This window comes from Sporosarcina contaminans (assembly GCF_042679045.1).
In the GTDB taxonomy this organism is placed as follows: Bacteria; Bacillota; Bacilli; order Bacillales_A; family Planococcaceae; genus Sporosarcina; species Sporosarcina contaminans.
Map to the genome: position 1 here is coordinate 57,484 of NZ_JBHTLT010000134.1, position 16,376 is coordinate 73,859.

Sequence of the window (16,376 nt, forward strand, 5' to 3'; positions counted from 1 at the left end):
TGCACATTTTCGAAATAAGGAGGTGCCGATAAGATGAAATTGCACGAAATGAAACCAGCTGAAGGTGCTCGTAAAGCACGCAAACGTATTGGTCGTGGAATCGGTTCCGGTACAGGTAAAACTTCCGGTAAAGGACACAAAGGTCAAAAAGCTCGTTCAGGCGGTGGCGTGCGTCTTGGATTTGAAGGTGGTCAAATTCCTTTATTCCAACGTCTTCCTAAGCGTGGATTCACGAACATCAACCGTAAAGAGTATGCGATCGTGAACCTTGACGTACTTAATCGTTTTGAAGAGGGCACGGAAGTCACTCCTGAATTGCTAATTGAAACTGGAATCGTGAGCAATGAAAAATCAGGTATTAAGATTCTTGGAAACGGAATTCTTGAGAAAAAGATTACTGTCAAAGCTCATAAATTCTCTGCTTCTGCCAAAGACGCTATCGAGAAAGCGGGCGGGAAAACCGAGGTGGTATAATGTTTCAGACAATCTCCAACTTTATGCGCGTTAGAGATATAAGGTCTAAAATCATTTTCACACTACTTGTACTCATCGTTTTTAGGCTTGGAACATTTATTCCTGTCCCAAACGTTGATGCTACTGCGTTACAACAAACAAACAACCAATTCATTGGATTTCTAAACACATTTGGCGGTGGCGCGTTATCTCAGTTCTCCATCTTTGCGATGGGAATCATGCCATATATCACCGCTTCCATCATTGTGCAATTATTGCAGATGGATGTCGTTCCGAAGTTCACTGAATGGGCGAAGCAAGGCGATGTCGGAAGACGGAAGCTTGCTCAATTCACAAGATATTTCACAGTCGTCCTCGCTTTCATCCAAGCGATTGCCATGTCATTTGGATTTAACCAAATGTTTGGCGGTACTTTGATCCAAGATGAGGGGATATCAACGTATATCGTGATTGCGATTGTCTTGACTGCTGGAACATCGTTTTTATTATGGCTTGGTGAACAAATCACGGCGAAAGGTGTTGGAAATGGTATTTCCATTATCATCTTCGCAGGGATTGTCGCGGGCATTCCAAACGCTGTTAACCAACTGTACGCAACTCAAATTCAAGATGCAGGTGACGCTTTGTTCATCCGAATTGCAACGATGGTATTGCTATTGATCGTCATTGTGGCGATTATTGTCGGAGTCGTTTATGTACAAGAAGCACTTCGTAAAATTCCTATTCAGTATGCAAAACGTATGACAGGCCGCGGGCAATCGACTGCGGGACAACAAACACATCTGCCGTTGAAATTGAATGCTGCTGGGGTTATTCCAGTAATCTTTGCTGTGGCGTTCTTTATAACACCACAACAATTAGCTGCATTTTTTGGCGATAATAGTGTGACGAAATTCATTACGAGAACATTTGATTACAATCAACCAGTCGGAATGATTCTCTATGTAGCACTTATCCTTGCTTTTACATATTTCTACGCATTCATTCAAGTGAATCCGGAAAATATGGCTGATAATCTGAAGAAGCAAGGCGCTTATATCCCAGGCATTCGCCCAGGGCAAAATACGCAAAAGTATTTAACAAGCACTTTATATAGACTGACATTCGTCGGCTCGATTTTCCTTGCTGTCGTTGCAGTCATGCCGATTTTCTTCATCAATTTAGCAAACCTTCCACAGTCCTTGCAAATTGGTGGAACGAGCTTGCTCATCGTTGTAGGGGTTGCCCTTGAAACGATGAAACAGCTTGAGTCACAATTAGTGAAACGGCATTATAAAGGCTTTATGAAATAAGCAACTGATAGATCTTTTCTATCGGCTGTCAAAGGATGGAGGGCAAGACGTATGAATATCGTATTAATGGGTCTGCCGGGTGCCGGAAAAGGCACGCAAGCAGATAAAATTGTCGAAAAGTACGAAATCCCTCATATTTCTACAGGCGATATGTTCCGTGCTGCAATTCAGGAAGGCACGGAACTTGGAGTCAAAGCAAAATCGTTCATGGATCAAGGTGCACTTGTCCCTGATGAGGTGACAATTGGCATTGTCCGCGAACGATTAAGCAAGTCCGATTGCGATAATGGATTCCTGCTTGATGGTTTTCCACGTACAGTTGCGCAGGCTGAAGCATTAGATGCGTTGCTTGCGGACATGGGACGGAAAATAGAGCATGTACTCAACATCAAAGTAGACAAAGATGAGCTTGTCGCAAGATTGACCGGTCGCAGAATTTGCAAAGTATGCGGCACATCCTACCACTTGCAATTCAACCCACCGAAGGTTGAAGGCGTTTGTGATAAGGATGGCGGGGAACTTTATCAGCGAGCGGATGACAATCCGGAAACTGTCACGAACCGTCTGGAAGTAAATATGAATCAAACAGCACCGCTGCTAGCATTCTATGATGCAAAAGGCGTGTTGACGAACATAGATGGGCAACAGAACATCAATGATGTTTTTGAAGATTTGGACGCTATCTTGCAAGGGAGCGGACAGTAATCCTTTCCGGGCGCAATCCATGCACGCCATATTGTGGGCAGCATCGCCCTGTTGCGCGGAAAGAACGCTCAACTTCGTTCTTATATGAATGAAGACAGTGCCTCTGGCGGTTGCCAAATTTTCTTTTACATGAAATTGGGCGCAATTACGTCGAGGCGTAATTGAATTAGCGAGCTGCAAAAGCATATGGTGCCCGGTATAGGTACTGGTTGATTTCCGATCATGATACAGTTCGTAAACTCGGCAAATGCATGTGTCCAACAAAATGGGTATAATGTAGATGTCAAAAGAACAGTATCCTAACATTGGAACTCACCAACGGCTATTCCTGTTGATCGTGTCTTTTCCGATGGAGCATTCCATTTAAAGTCGGGGACTGACGTACGGGAAACAAAATGTGACAGACGTCTTTCGAACATCACTCATGCAATCCGGACATATGTTGAAGGAAGCTTTGAAGGCGACTGCTGCCGCTCGATGGTTAGGACCTTTATTGGATATAGAAGGGAGACAGGATTGATGGCGAAGGACGACGTAATTGAAGTTGAAGGAACCGTAGTCGAAACGTTGCCGAACGCGATGTTCAAGGTTGAATTGGAAAATGGTCATACGATTCTTGCACACGTTTCAGGCAAGATTCGCATGCATTTCATCCGCATCCTACCTGGCGACAAAGTGACGATGGAACTTTCGCCTTATGATTTAACACGCGGTCGTATCACATACCGTTTCAAATAAACTTTTGCAACTCCGGAATATTGAAGGAGGTTGGGTAAGATGAAAGTAAGACCATCTGTAAAACCGATCTGCGAAAAATGTAAAGTTATTCGCAGACGCGGCCGAGTAATGGTAATCTGTGAAAATCCAAAACATAAACAACGACAAGGTTAATACAAAGGGAGGTGCACAATCTATATGGCACGTATTGCTGGTGTAGACGTACCGCGCGATAAGCGCGTTGTCATTTCATTGACATACATTTATGGAATCGGTAAAACAACTGCACAAAAAGTTCTTGCGGCTGCAGGCGTTTCAGAAGAAACTCGCGTTCGTGATCTAACGGATGCAGAACTTGATAAAATTCGTGAACAAATTGATGCGTTAAAAGTTGAAGGGGATCTTCGCCGTGAAACTTCACTTAACATCAAACGTTTGATGGAAATCGGAAGCTTCCGTGGAATCCGTCACCGTCGCGGTCTTCCTGTTCGCGGACAAAACACGAAAAACAATGCACGTACACGTAAAGGTCCTAAACGGACAGTTGCTAACAAAAAGAAATAATAGGTAAAGGAGGTTTTTCGTAGACATGGCACGTAAACAACAAACACGTAAACGTCGTGTGAAAAAGAATATTGAAACTGGTATCGCGCATATCCGTTCAACATTCAACAATACAATCGTTACGATCACTGATAGCCACGGGAATGCCCTTTCTTGGTCTAGTGCTGGTGCACTTGGATTCCGTGGATCTCGTAAATCAACTCCGTTTGCTGCACAAATGGCTGCAGAAACTGCTGCAAAAGCTTCAATGGAACATGGTTTGAAATCATTGGAAGTTACAGTTAAAGGACCTGGCGCAGGACGTGAAGCTGCAATTCGTTCTTTGCAAGCTGCTGGTCTTGAAGTAACTGCAATCAGAGACGTTACTCCAGTTCCTCACAACGGTTGCCGCCCGCCAAAACGTCGTCGTGTGTAATGGTTTGTTCTCCAATTGATTGAAAAACACAATTTATGGCAAAACTGAATTGTGTGATTACATTTTGCTGTTTTTGATGATCGATTTCAATATGGAACGGCCTATACATTAGACGTTTGAAGGAGGGTAAATGAATGATCGAGATTGAAAAACCGAAGATTGAAACAGTTATGATCAGTGAAGATTCCAAGTTCGGTAAATTTATTATCGAACCATTGGAGCGTGGATATGGAAACACTTTAGGGAATTCCTTGCGCCGCATTCTTCTTTCCTCATTGCCAGGGGCTGCCGTGACATCTATCCAGATCGACGGTGTTCTTCATGAATTCTCTACAATTGAAGGTGTCTTTGAAGACGTTGCAACAATTATTTTGAATGTGAAGAAACTTGCTCTCAAAATCTATTCAGATGATGAGAAAGTGATTGAAATAGATGTAAAAGGCGAAGGTACAGTAACGGCTGCGGATATTACTCACGACAGTGATGTAGAAATCCTAAATCCGGATCTTCATATTGCTACGCTTGGTAAAAATGGACATCTGCGTATGCGCATGTACGCCGTACGTGGGCGAGGATATGCACCTTCCGATCAAAACAAACGTGAGGATCTTGCGATTGGTGTTATTCCGATCGACTCTATTTACACTCCAGTTTCACGCGTCAATTTCCAAGTCGAGAACACTCGTGTAGGTCAGAGCACGAACTTTGACAAGTTGACGTTTGACGTTTGGACAGATGGCAGCATCGGTCCGAAAGAAGCTGTTTCGCTCGGAGCAAAAATCCTGACGGAGCATCTGAACATATTTGTCGGAATGACTGATGAAGCACAAGCTGCGGAAATCATGGTGGAAAAAGAAGAAGATCAGAAAGAGAAAGTGCTTGAGATGACGATCGAAGAGCTTGACCTTTCCGTGAGATCTTATAACTGCCTGAAACGCGCAGGCATCAATACGGTCTTGGAGCTTGCAAATAAGTCTGAGGACGAAATGATGAAAGTGCGTAATCTTGGCCGTAAATCACTTGAAGAAGTGAAGGCGAAATTGGACGAGTTGAACCTCGAGTTGCGCTCGGAAGATTAACAACATATAGATTGAAGGAGGGAAACTTCTATGGCATACAGAAAACTTGGACGTACAAGTTCACAACGTAAAGCGATGCTACGCGATTTGGCGACAGATCTTATCGTACATGAGCGCATCCAAACAACTGAAGCACGTGCAAAAGAATTGCGTTCAGTTGTTGAAAAGATGATTACGCTTGGTAAACGTGGTGATTTGCACGCACGTCGTCAAGCTGCTGAGTTCATTCGTCGTGAAGTTGTAAAAACTGCTGACGAGGAAGGCAACGAGAAAGAAATCTTTGCACTTCAAAAATTATTTGATAACGTTGCACCACGCTATGCAGACCGCCAAGGTGGTTACACACGTATCATGAAAATGGGACCTCGCCGCGGTGACGGAGCACCTGTCGTCGTAATTGAACTTGTTTAATTCAAAAGCTGACGGTTTCAATGCTTATAGTTGGACGCATTGAATGGATTTATCCATAAACTTGTTGGTCTATTGAAACAAAGAAGAGTTAGGTTCTTTGAAGGGTGTGTCTGTCGTACGCACAGCCACACCCTTTTTTTATACTTATGATTTATACGACAATATTAAAAGCTGAGTGTTATGATTGACGGCCATTGCCGATTGGTCTAGCTCTACGTACCTCGTCCGCTGATTCGGATTGAGCACCCGGTTCAGAATAGATATGAGCGCATTTCTTCGGATGAGGTGCGCGCTTTTTTTATTTATATACATACTTGAGTTAATTTCGAAGCAATCTTTTTCAATACAAAATCCAAATACATTTGATTTTTAATGGTCGATTTCTACGTATATGGCTTTATTTTTTTCTTTCAATCAATAATCGGTCATTAAAGAAGAAATATGAATTGACGTTCAGAAACAAGTCGTTATGAAATTTACTCAACTATGTATATAAAGCAATTAATAAAGTAAATGGTTTTCATTACAGGCGGATGCTTTCTGCGGGCATGGCTTCCGTAGCTATCTTTAAATGTGCGTATTTTTCTTTCTATCAAGTAATTACGAAGTCAAGTTTCATACATAATTTCGAAAACAACGGGGGTGACCGGATTGAAAGAAATTTTATCGATGGATCATGTGACATTTGCATATGACAGCGAAGAGGGAAACAGTAGGAATGCAGTTGAGAATATAAGTTTTACAGTAAATGACGGAGAGTGGATTGCGATTGTTGGCCATAATGGCTCTGGTAAATCCACGCTTGCCAAATTGATGATCGGCTTGATGTTCCCAAAAGAAGGTACGATTAAAGTTTTTTTAGAAGAATTAAAAGATGAGAATCTATGGGATATCCGTTCGCAAATGGGCATTGTTTTCCAAAATCCCGACAATCAATTTGTTGGCTCTACTGTACAGGACGATGTCGCGTTCGCTTTAGAGAACAATGGCGTGCCTTTTGAAGAAATGGTGCCACGTGTACACGAAGCTTTGTCCCAAGTGAAAATGGACCAATTCATGAATCATGAACCGCATCATTTATCTGGAGGTCAGAAACAGCGTGTGGCGATTGCCGGTGCATTAGCTTTGCAGCCAAAGCTATTAATTTTGGACGAGGCGACTTCCATGTTGGACCCGCAAGGACGGGAGGAAGTGATTGGAGTGGTCGGGGAGCTTAGGCGGCAAACCGGTTTAACGGTTATCTCCATTACACATGACCTTGAGGAAGTGTTACTGGCAGACCGGGTGATCGTCATGAACCAAGGGAAAATGTTAAGGTCAGGGAAGCCAGAAGAAATTTTCGCTCATGGTGATGAGCTGGAGTCGATCGGCTTGGACTTGCCATTTGCGCAAAGAATATCCCGTATGCTGCGCAAAGACGGTCTAAACATCAAAGGGGAACATATGACAGAAGAAGAGTTGGTGAATGAATTATGGACATCGCACTTCAACAAGTAGAATATTCGTATGCCAAAGGGACGCCATTCGAGAAAAGAGCTTTATATGAGGTGAATGCTGTTATTCCTTCCAATTCATATACTGCGATTATTGGTCATACAGGCTCCGGCAAGTCGACGTTGCTGCTCCATTTAAATGGTTTATTGAAACCGACTGAAGGGGAAGTGCGCATCGGTGACCTGACAATTACCTCTGAGACGAAGGGGAAGGCCTTGAAGGATGTCCGGAAGCATGTCGGCATTGTTTTTCAGTTTCCTGAACATCAACTCTTCGAGGAAACCGTTGAAAAGGATATAATGTTTGGACCAATGAATTTTGGTGTGCCGGAAGAGGAAGCAAGGCGGCGAGCTTTGGAATTGATCGAGCTTTTAGGGTTGCCTTCTGATGTCTCTCAGAAGTCACCGTTCGAATTGTCGGGTGGGCAAATGCGGCGTGTTGCGATTGCAGGCGTACTTGCTTTTAAGCCATCCATCCTTATATTGGACGAGCCCACTGCAGGGCTCGATCCAAGAGGTCGTAAAGAGATTATGGAATTATTTGCGCGGCTTCATAAAGAAGAAGGTCTCACAACGATCCTTGTTACTCATAGTATGGAGGATGCGGCACGCTACGCTGATCAGATTATCGTCATGCACGAAGGGCGCTCTGTGCTCTCAGGAACGCCTGAAGAAGTGTTTGCAGAGGAAGAGCTGCTTTCCTCCTTCCGCCTTGGCCTGCCGCGTTCTGTAGCCTTTCAGCGTGATGTCGAGAAACTTATCGGTAAACCGCTCGGCGGTATTGCGCTAACAGAAGAGCAACTATCTGCTTCCATCGCGGCTGCATTGAAGGAAGAAGGTGGCCAATAGTGTTGGAAAAAATGATTTTTGGAAGGTATGTGCCGGGTGACTCATTCGTCCATCGGCTCGATCCGCGTTCCAAATTAATATTCGTTTTTTTATTTATCGTCGCAGTTTTTTTAGCAAATAATACTGCAACGTATGTCATTTTATTGGCGTTTACATTAATCGTTATCCTATCATCGCGCATTCGTCCTTATTTTTTATTTAACGGATTAAAGCCGATTCTATTTTTAATTATTTTCACCTTGCTCATGCATATTATTTTTACTAAAGAAGGAGCATTGGTGTTCGAGTGGAAGTTCATCCGAATTTATGAGGAAGGGATTCGACAAGGGATTTACATATCGGTCCGTTTTTTAGTGTTGGTGCTTATAACGACTGTATTGACGCTAACGACTTCACCGATTTCCATTACGGACGGCATGGAAACATTGCTAAATCCATTGAAGCGATTAAAATTACCGGTCCACGAGTTGGCGCTTATGATGTCGATTTCGCTCCGTTTTATTCCAACATTGATGGACGAGACGGATAAAATTATGAAGGCACAGTTGGCCCGTGGTTCCGATTTAACGAGCGGAACGATGAAAGAACGAATCAAGGCTGTGGTTCCGCTTTTAGTGCCATTATTCGTCAGCGCATTTAAACGGGCTGAAGATTTAGCGATTGCGATGGAAGTGCGTGGCTATCGTGGAGGAGAAGGAAGGACAAGGTATCGGCAATTGCAATGGGGCTGGCGGGACACGCTTATCCTTTTTGTATTTGCTGCACTCGTTGCAGCCTTGTTTTGGTTCAGGGGGTAAATTGAAATGAATCGAGTGAAAGCTACGGTCGCATATGATGGCACAAATTTTGCAGGCTATCAATTCCAACCCAAAATGCGCACTGTCCAATCAGAGATCGACAAGGCGCTCAGAAAGCTGCATAAAGATCCTGCCATTTACTCGGTAGCGAGCGGCAGAACGGATGCAGGTGTACATGCATGGGGCCAAGTGATCCATTTCGATACTCCACTTGAGTTGGAATTGGATCGGTGGCAAATGGCGTTAAATGTTTTGCTTCCAAAAGATATCCGTATTGTCGGAACGGAATATGTCGATGATGAGTTCCACGCGCGCTATTCAGCGACCGGGAAGACGTATATGTTCAAGTGGTCGTATAGCGAAGTACAAAGCCCTTTTGATCGGAATTATTCCGTCCATTTAGGGAAGTGGCGACCAGATATCGAGCGTATGCGGGAAGCAGCACACTATTTTATTGGCACGCATGATTTTACGAGCTTTTGCTCATCGAAAACAGCGACATCGACGAAAGTGCGTACAGTTCGTGAATTGACGCTTACGAAGAGGGATGAAGAGCTGATTATGATGATTGAAGGAAACGGCTTTTTATACAATATGGTGCGCACTATAGCGGGGATGCTGTTCGCAGTTGGAATCGGCTGGAACGACCCTGAAGATATGAAGAAAATCATCGAAGCAAAAGATCGCAAAAAAGCGGGTAAAACTGCGCCAGCTCACGGTTTGTACTTGATGAGTGTGACATATGATGACTGAGCCAACTTTTCCAGGTGTTTTCTATGAAAATGCTTGACTTAAAGCGGTAAACGATATAAGATGGTAAATGGTATTTCAATAACCCCACAATAAGCCCCGGAAAGTTTATTTGTGTTTAGGGATAGAGAAAACGGAACAATTTGATTTGAAAACTTAGGAGGAAACAACACATGCGTACAACATTCATGGCTAAAGGTCACGAAGTAGAGCGTAAATGGCTCGTTGTCGACGCTGAAGGACAGACGCTTGGACGTCTTGCTTCTGAAGTTGCATCTATTTTGCGCGGCAAAAACAAGCCAACGTTCACGCCACACGTTGACACTGGCGATCACGTAATCATTATCAATGCTGAAAAAATCCAATTGACTGGCAATAAATTAAACGACAAAATCTACTACCGTCACACGAACCACCCAGGCGGTATCAAGTCTCGTACAGCGCTTGAAATGCGTACAAACTACCCAACAAAAATGTTGGAACTAGCAGTAAAAGGCATGCTTCCAAAAGGTCCATTAGGTCGTCAAACGATCAAAAAACTTCATGTTTACGCTGGACCGGAACATCCACATGCGGCACAAAAACCAGAAGCATATGAGCTTCGCGGATAATTAAGAGGAGGAAACACTTTTGGCACAAGTACAATATATCGGCACTGGCCGTCGTAAAAGCTCAGTAGCTCGTGTACGTCTCGTACCTGGCGATGGAAAAATCGTCGTAAACAAACGCGACGTAGAAGACTACGTACCATTCGAAACACTTCGTGAAGTGATTAAACAACCACTCGTGGCAACTCAAACTCTTGGCAGCTACGATATCCATGTAAACGTCCACGGCGGCGGTTACACTGGTCAAGCAGGCGCAATCCGTCACGGTGTTGCTCGTGCACTTCTTAACGTAGACCCTGACTTCCGTGCTCCATTGAAAGCAGCAGGTCTTCTAACACGTGACGCACGCATGAAAGAACGTAAGAAATACGGTCTTAAAGGCGCTCGTCGTGCACCACAATTTTCAAAACGTTAATATTGGCTACATGCCGATGTTTACAGCCTCTTCCCGAGAGAATCGGGAAGGGGTTTTTTTATGCCAAAATTCTCAATGCTAAGACACAGACAATAACTCCAAAAATAGATGAGACACGAAATAGGCTCATCTTTTTTTATAAAAGGGATGACTCGACAGCATAAGATACTACTGTACCAATTCCTGTCCACACAGAAAAGGCAACGGATAGATCAATGGTTTCCATGGCGCTTGATGGAGAAGCTAATAATAAATCCACCATTTAAGATGAAATTATGAAACGGAGATCGGAACAATTGAGAAATAGAAAAGCAATGCAAAATCCTTGTAATATATTATCCAATAATCGGCTAATGGAATAAAGTTTTGTGAGTTGTTTCCCAATAGTAGATGTGGATAGTAGGGTTATTCTTATTACTGAAATTAAGAAAATTGAAACTACGGACATGCTTGATACGTAGTATAACATTACCACATTAATTATAGGGGGATATTCTCAAATGAGTTCTTCGAAATTCAGTGTCAGTCGGCTGCTTTTGTACTTTGTGCTCGTATCACTATTTCTATTTGTATCGGGAAATGTTGTCGGACGATATTTGGTAGAAACTCAAGGTATAGATAAACAAAAAGCCGTGCTTTTACAAGGTGTAATTTTTACGGGGTTAACGCTTGTTGTAATGTTTATACTGAAAAGAAAAAATCCAGACCTGTTCAAAAATATTGGTTTGAAGGGCGTGAATTCATCATCTAAGTTGTTGGTCGGAATTGCATTGCCTTTTATTTTACTCGTATCAGGCATTTTTACAGCTTATTTATTTGGAGGCATAGAAAATGTCAGCTTGAACTTAACGACAAATGTTATCATTGCTATTTTAATCAATTCAGTGACGGCATTTATGTATGAGGCGTTTCCAGAAGAAGTTTTTATCCGTGGACTAATATTTGAAGAGTTGCATAAGAAATATCGATTTCTCATCTCTTTGATTTTACAACCGTTAATTTTCATTTGTGTGCCGATTATGGTGATGGGTATTGAGTCAATATTCTTTGGTGATCCATTTGCAGTAACTATAGACTATTTTATTTTACTCTTTACTTTTGGAATTGCTCTACAGCTATATAGAAAGTATACAGGAACACTATGGATGAGTATTATCTTTCATATTGTTTATCTTGAAGTGGCTAGATATATCTCAATAGGAGGCATGTATGACTCAGATGTTGCTCTATTAAAGTTTGATGAGGCATTTGGGGGATTTATGACACTATACTTGTCTTTTCTGTTTATAGTGATATTAAGTGTGGTAGTGTTGTCAGTTTTGTTACTAATTGACAAAAGAAAAAATAAGGAAGTACTTTATTAAGAAAAATTTAAGAATTACCCTACTCTTTTTTTAAGAAGTTTTAGCTACTCTTTTAATGTAGGAGAAATAGGAGGTAGCTTAAAAATGAAGAAGTGGGGCTTTTTAGTTTTATTAATAGCGTGCTTGTGTTTTGTTTTCATAAAAAATGGCTCTTTTTTCGAACCAAAAGCAGATGTTCCAAACGTAGAAGTAGAGGAAAATGATCAAGGAGAGGATATTGATAATATCCAAACTATAAAGATTACAGAAGAACAAATTTATCAAGGGGATCTGCTTTTAGTCAATAGTGAATATCCTGTTCGCCAAGAAGGTATAAAATCCGATGTCGTCAATCTTTTTACACAAAATGAGTTGGTAAAGGGATACGGATTGTTGTATAACGATACTTATTTGTCAGAGGAGATCGCACATAAATTTTCAAAAATGATTGCTTCCGCAAAAAAAGAAGGAGTTGATAATTTCTGGATTACTAGTGGCTACCGCAACTTTGATGAGCAAAGAAAACTTTATAAAGAAATGGGCCCTGATGCTGCTTTGCCTGCCGGATATAGCGAACATAATTTGGGGTTATCGCTTGATGTTGGAACTACTCAAACGACGATGGCTAAAGCACCTGAAGGAGAGTGGATAGAAAAAAATGCTTGGAAACACGGGTTCATTTTACGATATCCACAAGATAAATCTGACATAACGGGCATACAATACGAACCATGGCATATCCGCTATGTTGGGTTGCCGCATAGTGCGATTATGAAGAAAAAGGATTTTGTTTTAGAAGAGTATTTAGATTACCTAAAGGAAAAAAAGAAGGTTTCGGTTATGGTCGAAGGAGAAAAATATACAGTTTCGTATTACCCTCTTTCAGAAAACATGATCATTAATACACCAAAAAACCAGGAATATGTAATTTCAGGTAACAATATGGATGGAGTCATTGTGACCGTTTATGAATGATAAGTGATTTCTTGAAATTAATTTAAGGAAGTGGTATTTGTGCTTGAAACTTACAAGACGATAACTGGGTTAAAATTCAAGTTGTTGAAGTCATAATAGGGCTTTTTTAAAAATAGAAGAGAAATTATTCAGCATTACACATAGAGCGGATGCTATTTATTCCATTCATACGAACGGAGAGGGTAAATCTAATAAAGTGTTTGGGGCAGTGGAGACTATCGTTTGGGATGTAGATACTATGGGAGATACATTATGGATTGCAATGATAGCAAATTATTCATGGGAAGAAATGAAGATTCAGCAGTGAAAACTTTTTAAACGATCAGCGCGGATATAGTGGAAAATGACAAAGAATCCATTACAATGGATTCTTTATCTTTTTCTTTATTCACCTAAAATATTTCGTCTCGCTTACATTGTCAATTCATAAGACAAGAATTCGGAACGTTGACTTTCACGCTTGTCGAGCATAATCTGTTCCGGCTGAATGCCTTGCTCACGTAGTACTTCAATGTTCTGCATGAGGAATTCATCGCTGCCGACAATATAGAACAGGCCATCCTTATCCGCGGCAAGTTTTTTTACTTCTTCATAGTAGTCTTTACGGTTATCGACGAACTGTGATGTGAATTTTTTGTCAGGTGCGGATTCAAAAATACTTTTGAATAAGTAGTCTCTTGATGAATCGATGTTCAAAGAATGAATTTGATTGACATTATCAGCACGATCAAAATAATCAAGTACAAGCGGTCTGAAAGTGGCTAGACCAACACCAGAGGATAGCAGGTACACGTTTTTATCTTCTCTTTTGAGCGGTACATTCGAATGAATTTTAAAGATCGCAACCTCATCGCCGACTCCAAGGTTTCTTAAAATCGATTTGAACAGAGAGCACTGCTCACGAATGCGAGTTGTAATACCGATTGAATTTTCGTGTGGCAAAGTGGAAATTGACATATGGCGAATCAAACTGCGATTTGGCTTATCTCCAGCATTAAAACCTTCCAATGCCAAGTGAATATGGGCGCCTTCTTCCCATGTTACGCCTTCCGGACAGTCGAGCAAGTATGTTTTCACCTCAGGTGTTTCTTCAATGATCTTATTTATTTTCGTCCAGTATATTTGCATTCAATATCCTCCTGACTCAATTTAATGTATCGTTACTACCTACTATACAATAATTGATAATGATTATCAATTAAAGGGGTTGATTATTTCAGATAATTTATGTGGTGTTAATATAAAGGCATTTTAAATAGCTTTGAAATTGTAACTTTCAACCTTTTCAATCGTATAAATAATAACAATATTATTAAGTTTTAAAGGGGATGAGAGCATGATAAGCGAAATGATTATGGCTGTTATTTTTATGATCCCATTATATGCATTCTTTATTTGGACTTATAGTTGCCCGGAAGATAGTTTTTTATTTGGAAGGCGCTGGATGTTTGAGGAAGAACCCGAGGTATCTCCATATGTAATCCGTTATTTAAAATTCGCATCAATTTCCGCCATGATTGGCACACCGATTATTATCATTAGTATTTTTTTAAGCCAATCAGCTTTCGGACTTTCTATAGTTGTCTTTCTATTTGTCCTTGTTGTAGGGGCGGCGATCATATTTACAAGGAACAGTAAGCGATAGTGTGATTAATAGATAGTTAATTCACAATGAAATGATGTAAGCGCCGCCGTTAATAAGAAATGCTATTTTATTAAATAAGATCATTTGCCGAATAAATACGGAAAAATATCGTTAAGATTAAGAAAAGAAGAGATGAAACACCTACAAAAGTGGAGATTTTCACCAATGATATAGGGGAGAGGCAGACCTACGATGGAACAAATAAAAATCGCTTTCCATGAAAGCTTAATGATGGCATAGAAAAGAAATAACAGTAAATTGAACTGCCTATACTATTCAACCTACCTGAATCCCTCTTACTATCATGAATGATCCGTTAGCTTACTTTTTATATAAATAAGAGAAGCCCCCGTAAAGGAAAAGGGCAATTCGTGTTGTAATATAAATGGAGAATTCCAATGAAGTATATTTTCTTTCCCGCAAAATCTCTTTAAAAAATCGCTGATATGTGAAACAGGCTATCCAAAGGAATAATTGTTGTCGATAGGCTCCTAATTGATGATTTTTTTCCGCATAAAAAAGAAATAGCAAGCTGTAACTCATATAATATCTATGCCAATTGCGATTAAAATAGGAGACATTTATTTTACACTTCGATCACAACCTATTGAATGGGCTTTTAAATCAGAAATAATCAATACATTTTGCACAATTTGCTTTTGATCTATAATATTTGAGTTCTCAATTAAATCAAACGATACTATCTGACCTTGTTTAAGAAAACTAAATCCTTCCGAAATTCTTTCGTGATCAGGTGAGATTGAACTAAAATGGATAAACCATCAAGCATAATACGCCCGTATCCCTTATCCTGATCAAACCACTTAACAATACCTTCTCTCCTCATATCTTTTGAATACTCTTTCAATTTTTTATATGCTTTCAAAAGAAGTATTGACATAACCAAATTCATTAAAATTAAATAGATGAACACTAACCGGATAGATGCTCCGAAGGCAAGTAACCTTCTGAGGAAAGACAATCCGGTTCTTAAGAGGTATTATATAAGAGATTGTTAAAAAAATAATGGAAGTGGGATATACGTGGCGATCATCCAAGATTTGTTTAGCTTTATACTTCATATTGATGAGCATCTAGTGGAAATTATTCAGAAGTTCGGTTTTGGCACTTACTTTATTCTATTTTTAATTGTTTTTGTTGAGACGGGCATTGTTATTTTTCCATTTCTTCCGGGAGATTCACTATTGTTTGCGGGCGGAACGTTTGCTGCGGTCGGTGCTTTGGATTTAGGTCTATTGCTCATTATCTTTTTTGCAGCGGCTGTAATTGGCGATACGGTTAACTATCATATTGGTAAAAAAGTTGGAACAACGATAAAGCCGGGCAGTTTTTTAGGCAAATTAATCAACCAAGAAAAAATGAATAAAGCAGAAAGATTTTTTAACAAACATGGCGGGAAAACCATTGCACTTGCCAGATTCATGCCATTTATTCGTACGTTCATCCCTTTTGTGGCAGGAGCCAGCCGAATGAACTATCGATATTTTTTAATTTATAACATAATCGGAGCAGCCATATGGATAGGTACATGTACGATAACGGGTTATTTCTTTGGGAACATCCCAATTATAAAAAATAACTTCTCAACTGTTATTTTAGCCATTATCTTTTTGTCGGTACTGCCAGCTATGATCGGGGTAGCAAAAGAACATTTAAAGAATAGAAAAAAGCTTGCATAAGCCATAAAAGAGAAGATGATCCTTCTATAGGATGATTGAGTAAGAGAATAAAAAGGGGCTGTCCAGAAAGTCAGTGAAAACTGATTTTCTGTGATAGTCCCTTTCTGGTTGGAGAATAAATGGGGAACCCCTGACAACCGTCGC

The 16,376-nt window shown here is 40.7% G+C and carries 22 protein-coding genes; 20 read left to right on the top strand and 2 right to left on the bottom strand.

Translation table 11 applies throughout. The features are described 5' to 3' along the window. Positions 1–33: 33 nt before the first annotated feature. The 16 genes from rplO (at position 34) to rpsI (ending at position 10,569) form a co-directional block, all read left to right on the top strand. Positions 34–474 (top strand): 50S ribosomal protein L15, encoded by a 441-nt coding sequence (rplO, locus tag ACFQ38_RS18565; protein WP_336823108.1) that lies wholly within the window; start codon positions 34–36, stop codon positions 472–474. After that, positions 474–1,766 (top strand): preprotein translocase subunit SecY, encoded by a 1,293-nt coding sequence (gene secY, locus ACFQ38_RS18570; protein WP_336823107.1) that lies wholly within the window; start codon positions 474–476, stop codon positions 1,764–1,766. The genes rplO and secY overlap by 1 nt, the downstream gene beginning before the upstream one ends. Positions 1,767–1,817: 51 nt before the next feature. Further along, entirely contained in the window at positions 1,818–2,471 is a 654-nt protein-coding gene (locus ACFQ38_RS18575; protein WP_336823106.1) for an adenylate kinase, read from the top strand. A 397-nt stretch (positions 2,472–2,868) separates the two neighbouring features. Beyond that, complete coding sequence (locus ACFQ38_RS18580; RefSeq protein ID WP_336823105.1) at positions 2,869–2,991, top strand: hypothetical protein; 123 nt, start codon at positions 2,869–2,871, stop codon at positions 2,989–2,991. Beyond that, on the top strand, positions 2,991–3,209 hold the full coding sequence (gene infA / locus ACFQ38_RS18585) for a translation initiation factor IF-1 (RefSeq protein WP_060203457.1): 219 nt from the start codon (positions 2,991–2,993) through the stop codon (positions 3,207–3,209). The genes ACFQ38_RS18580 and infA overlap by 1 nt, the downstream gene beginning before the upstream one ends. 39 nt (positions 3,210–3,248) lie before the next feature. Continuing rightward, on the top strand, positions 3,249–3,362 hold the full coding sequence (rpmJ, locus tag ACFQ38_RS18590) for a 50S ribosomal protein L36 (protein ID WP_076758849.1): 114 nt from the start codon (positions 3,249–3,251) through the stop codon (positions 3,360–3,362). A gap of 24 nt (positions 3,363–3,386) precedes the next feature. Further along, the gene (rpsM, locus tag ACFQ38_RS18595; protein WP_336823104.1) at positions 3,387–3,752 is read left to right on the top strand and encodes a 30S ribosomal protein S13; all 366 of its coding nucleotides are present in this window, start codon (positions 3,387–3,389) and stop codon (positions 3,750–3,752) included. Positions 3,753–3,777: 25 nt separating this feature from the next. Further along, complete coding sequence (gene rpsK / locus ACFQ38_RS18600) at positions 3,778–4,167, top strand: 30S ribosomal protein S11 (protein WP_184209308.1); 390 nt, start codon at positions 3,778–3,780, stop codon at positions 4,165–4,167. Positions 4,168–4,301: 134 nt separating this feature from the next. Next, a complete protein-coding gene (locus tag ACFQ38_RS18605; RefSeq protein ID WP_336823103.1) occupies positions 4,302–5,246 on the top strand; it encodes a DNA-directed RNA polymerase subunit alpha in 945 nt (314 codons plus the stop codon). Positions 5,247–5,276: 30 nt separating this feature from the next. Continuing rightward, positions 5,277–5,657 (top strand): 50S ribosomal protein L17, encoded by a 381-nt coding sequence (gene rplQ, locus ACFQ38_RS18610; protein WP_336823102.1) that lies wholly within the window; start codon positions 5,277–5,279, stop codon positions 5,655–5,657. Between the two features lie 651 nt (positions 5,658–6,308). After that, a complete protein-coding gene (locus tag ACFQ38_RS18615) occupies positions 6,309–7,154 on the top strand; it encodes an energy-coupling factor ABC transporter ATP-binding protein (RefSeq protein WP_336823101.1) in 846 nt (281 codons plus the stop codon). Then, on the top strand, positions 7,130–7,999 hold the full coding sequence (locus ACFQ38_RS18620) for an energy-coupling factor ABC transporter ATP-binding protein (RefSeq protein ID WP_336823100.1): 870 nt from the start codon (positions 7,130–7,132) through the stop codon (positions 7,997–7,999). Before ACFQ38_RS18615 ends, ACFQ38_RS18620 begins: the two co-directional genes overlap by 25 nt. Beyond that, a complete protein-coding gene (locus ACFQ38_RS18625; protein ID WP_336823099.1) occupies positions 7,999–8,796 on the top strand; it encodes an energy-coupling factor transporter transmembrane component T family protein in 798 nt (265 codons plus the stop codon). Before ACFQ38_RS18620 ends, ACFQ38_RS18625 begins: the two co-directional genes overlap by 1 nt. A gap of 6 nt (positions 8,797–8,802) precedes the next feature. Next, the gene (gene truA, locus ACFQ38_RS18630; RefSeq protein WP_336823098.1) at positions 8,803–9,549 is read left to right on the top strand and encodes a tRNA pseudouridine(38-40) synthase TruA; all 747 of its coding nucleotides are present in this window, start codon (positions 8,803–8,805) and stop codon (positions 9,547–9,549) included. Between the two features lie 170 nt (positions 9,550–9,719). Then, positions 9,720–10,157: a 50S ribosomal protein L13 gene (gene rplM, locus ACFQ38_RS18635; protein WP_336823097.1), complete on the top strand. Its 438-nt coding sequence runs from the start codon at positions 9,720–9,722 to the stop codon at positions 10,155–10,157. Positions 10,158–10,176: 19 nt separating this feature from the next. Further along, entirely contained in the window at positions 10,177–10,569 is a 393-nt protein-coding gene (gene rpsI / locus ACFQ38_RS18640; protein ID WP_336823096.1) for a 30S ribosomal protein S9, read from the top strand. 136 nt (positions 10,570–10,705) lie between these two features. On the opposite strand, the gene ACFQ38_RS18645 is transcribed toward rpsI, so the two are convergent. Next, positions 10,706–10,831 (bottom strand): SMR family transporter, encoded by a 126-nt coding sequence (locus ACFQ38_RS18645; protein ID WP_381482778.1) that lies wholly within the window; start codon positions 10,829–10,831, stop codon positions 10,706–10,708. 238 nt (positions 10,832–11,069) lie between these two features. On the opposite strand from ACFQ38_RS18645, the gene ACFQ38_RS18650 reads away from it, so the two are divergent. Continuing rightward, positions 11,070–11,933: a CPBP family glutamic-type intramembrane protease gene (locus tag ACFQ38_RS18650; protein ID WP_381482780.1), complete on the top strand. Its 864-nt coding sequence runs from the start codon at positions 11,070–11,072 to the stop codon at positions 11,931–11,933. A gap of 84 nt (positions 11,934–12,017) precedes the next feature. Further along, a complete protein-coding gene (vanY, locus tag ACFQ38_RS18655; protein ID WP_381482782.1) occupies positions 12,018–12,887 on the top strand; it encodes a VanY-A/VanY-F/VanY-M family D-Ala-D-Ala carboxypeptidase in 870 nt (289 codons plus the stop codon). 411 nt (positions 12,888–13,298) lie between these two features. Here vanY and ACFQ38_RS18660 read toward each other — a convergent pair whose 3' ends face one another. Then, positions 13,299–14,015 (bottom strand): dihydropteridine reductase, encoded by a 717-nt coding sequence (locus ACFQ38_RS18660; protein WP_381482785.1) that lies wholly within the window; start codon positions 14,013–14,015, stop codon positions 13,299–13,301. A 208-nt stretch (positions 14,016–14,223) separates the two neighbouring features. On the opposite strand from ACFQ38_RS18660, the gene ACFQ38_RS18665 reads away from it, so the two are divergent. Continuing rightward, a complete protein-coding gene (locus ACFQ38_RS18665; RefSeq protein ID WP_381482787.1) occupies positions 14,224–14,532 on the top strand; it encodes a hypothetical protein in 309 nt (102 codons plus the stop codon). Between the two features lie 1,043 nt (positions 14,533–15,575). Next, the gene (locus ACFQ38_RS18670) at positions 15,576–16,232 is read left to right on the top strand and encodes a VTT domain-containing protein (protein ID WP_336825672.1); all 657 of its coding nucleotides are present in this window, start codon (positions 15,576–15,578) and stop codon (positions 16,230–16,232) included. The last annotated feature ends 144 nt before the right edge of the window (positions 16,233–16,376 follow it).

Bases quoted from the DNA above. Each gene is read 5' to 3' on its own strand.
- rplM (WP_336823097.1), top strand. From the start codon at position 9,720: ATGCGTACAACATTCATGGCTAAAGGTCACGAAGTAGAGCGTAAATGG.
- rpsK (WP_184209308.1), top strand. From the start codon at position 3,778: ATGGCACGTAAACAACAAACACGTAAACGTCGTGTGAAAAAGAATATT.
- ACFQ38_RS18650 (WP_381482780.1), top strand. From the start codon at position 11,070: ATGAGTTCTTCGAAATTCAGTGTCAGTCGGCTGCTTTTGTACTTTGTG.
- rplQ (WP_336823102.1), top strand. From the start codon at position 5,277: ATGGCATACAGAAAACTTGGACGTACAAGTTCACAACGTAAAGCGATG.
- ACFQ38_RS18665 (WP_381482787.1), top strand. From the start codon at position 14,224: ATGATAAGCGAAATGATTATGGCTGTTATTTTTATGATCCCATTATAT.
- rplO (WP_336823108.1), top strand. From the start codon at position 34: ATGAAATTGCACGAAATGAAACCAGCTGAAGGTGCTCGTAAAGCACGC.
- ACFQ38_RS18660 (WP_381482785.1), bottom strand. From the start codon at position 14,015: ATGCAAATATACTGGACGAAAATAAATAAGATCATTGAAGAAACACCT.
- rpmJ (WP_076758849.1), top strand. From the start codon at position 3,249: ATGAAAGTAAGACCATCTGTAAAACCGATCTGCGAAAAATGTAAAGTT.
- ACFQ38_RS18645 (WP_381482778.1), bottom strand. From the start codon at position 10,831: ATGGTGGATTTATTATTAGCTTCTCCATCAAGCGCCATGGAAACCATT.
- vanY (WP_381482782.1), top strand. From the start codon at position 12,018: ATGAAGAAGTGGGGCTTTTTAGTTTTATTAATAGCGTGCTTGTGTTTT.
- infA (WP_060203457.1), top strand. From the start codon at position 2,991: ATGGCGAAGGACGACGTAATTGAAGTTGAAGGAACCGTAGTCGAAACG.
- rpsM (WP_336823104.1), top strand. From the start codon at position 3,387: ATGGCACGTATTGCTGGTGTAGACGTACCGCGCGATAAGCGCGTTGTC.
- ACFQ38_RS18620 (WP_336823100.1), top strand. From the start codon at position 7,130: ATGGACATCGCACTTCAACAAGTAGAATATTCGTATGCCAAAGGGACG.
- ACFQ38_RS18605 (WP_336823103.1), top strand. From the start codon at position 4,302: ATGATCGAGATTGAAAAACCGAAGATTGAAACAGTTATGATCAGTGAA.
- secY (WP_336823107.1), top strand. From the start codon at position 474: ATGTTTCAGACAATCTCCAACTTTATGCGCGTTAGAGATATAAGGTCT.
- ACFQ38_RS18575 (WP_336823106.1), top strand. From the start codon at position 1,818: ATGAATATCGTATTAATGGGTCTGCCGGGTGCCGGAAAAGGCACGCAA.
- truA (WP_336823098.1), top strand. From the start codon at position 8,803: ATGAATCGAGTGAAAGCTACGGTCGCATATGATGGCACAAATTTTGCA.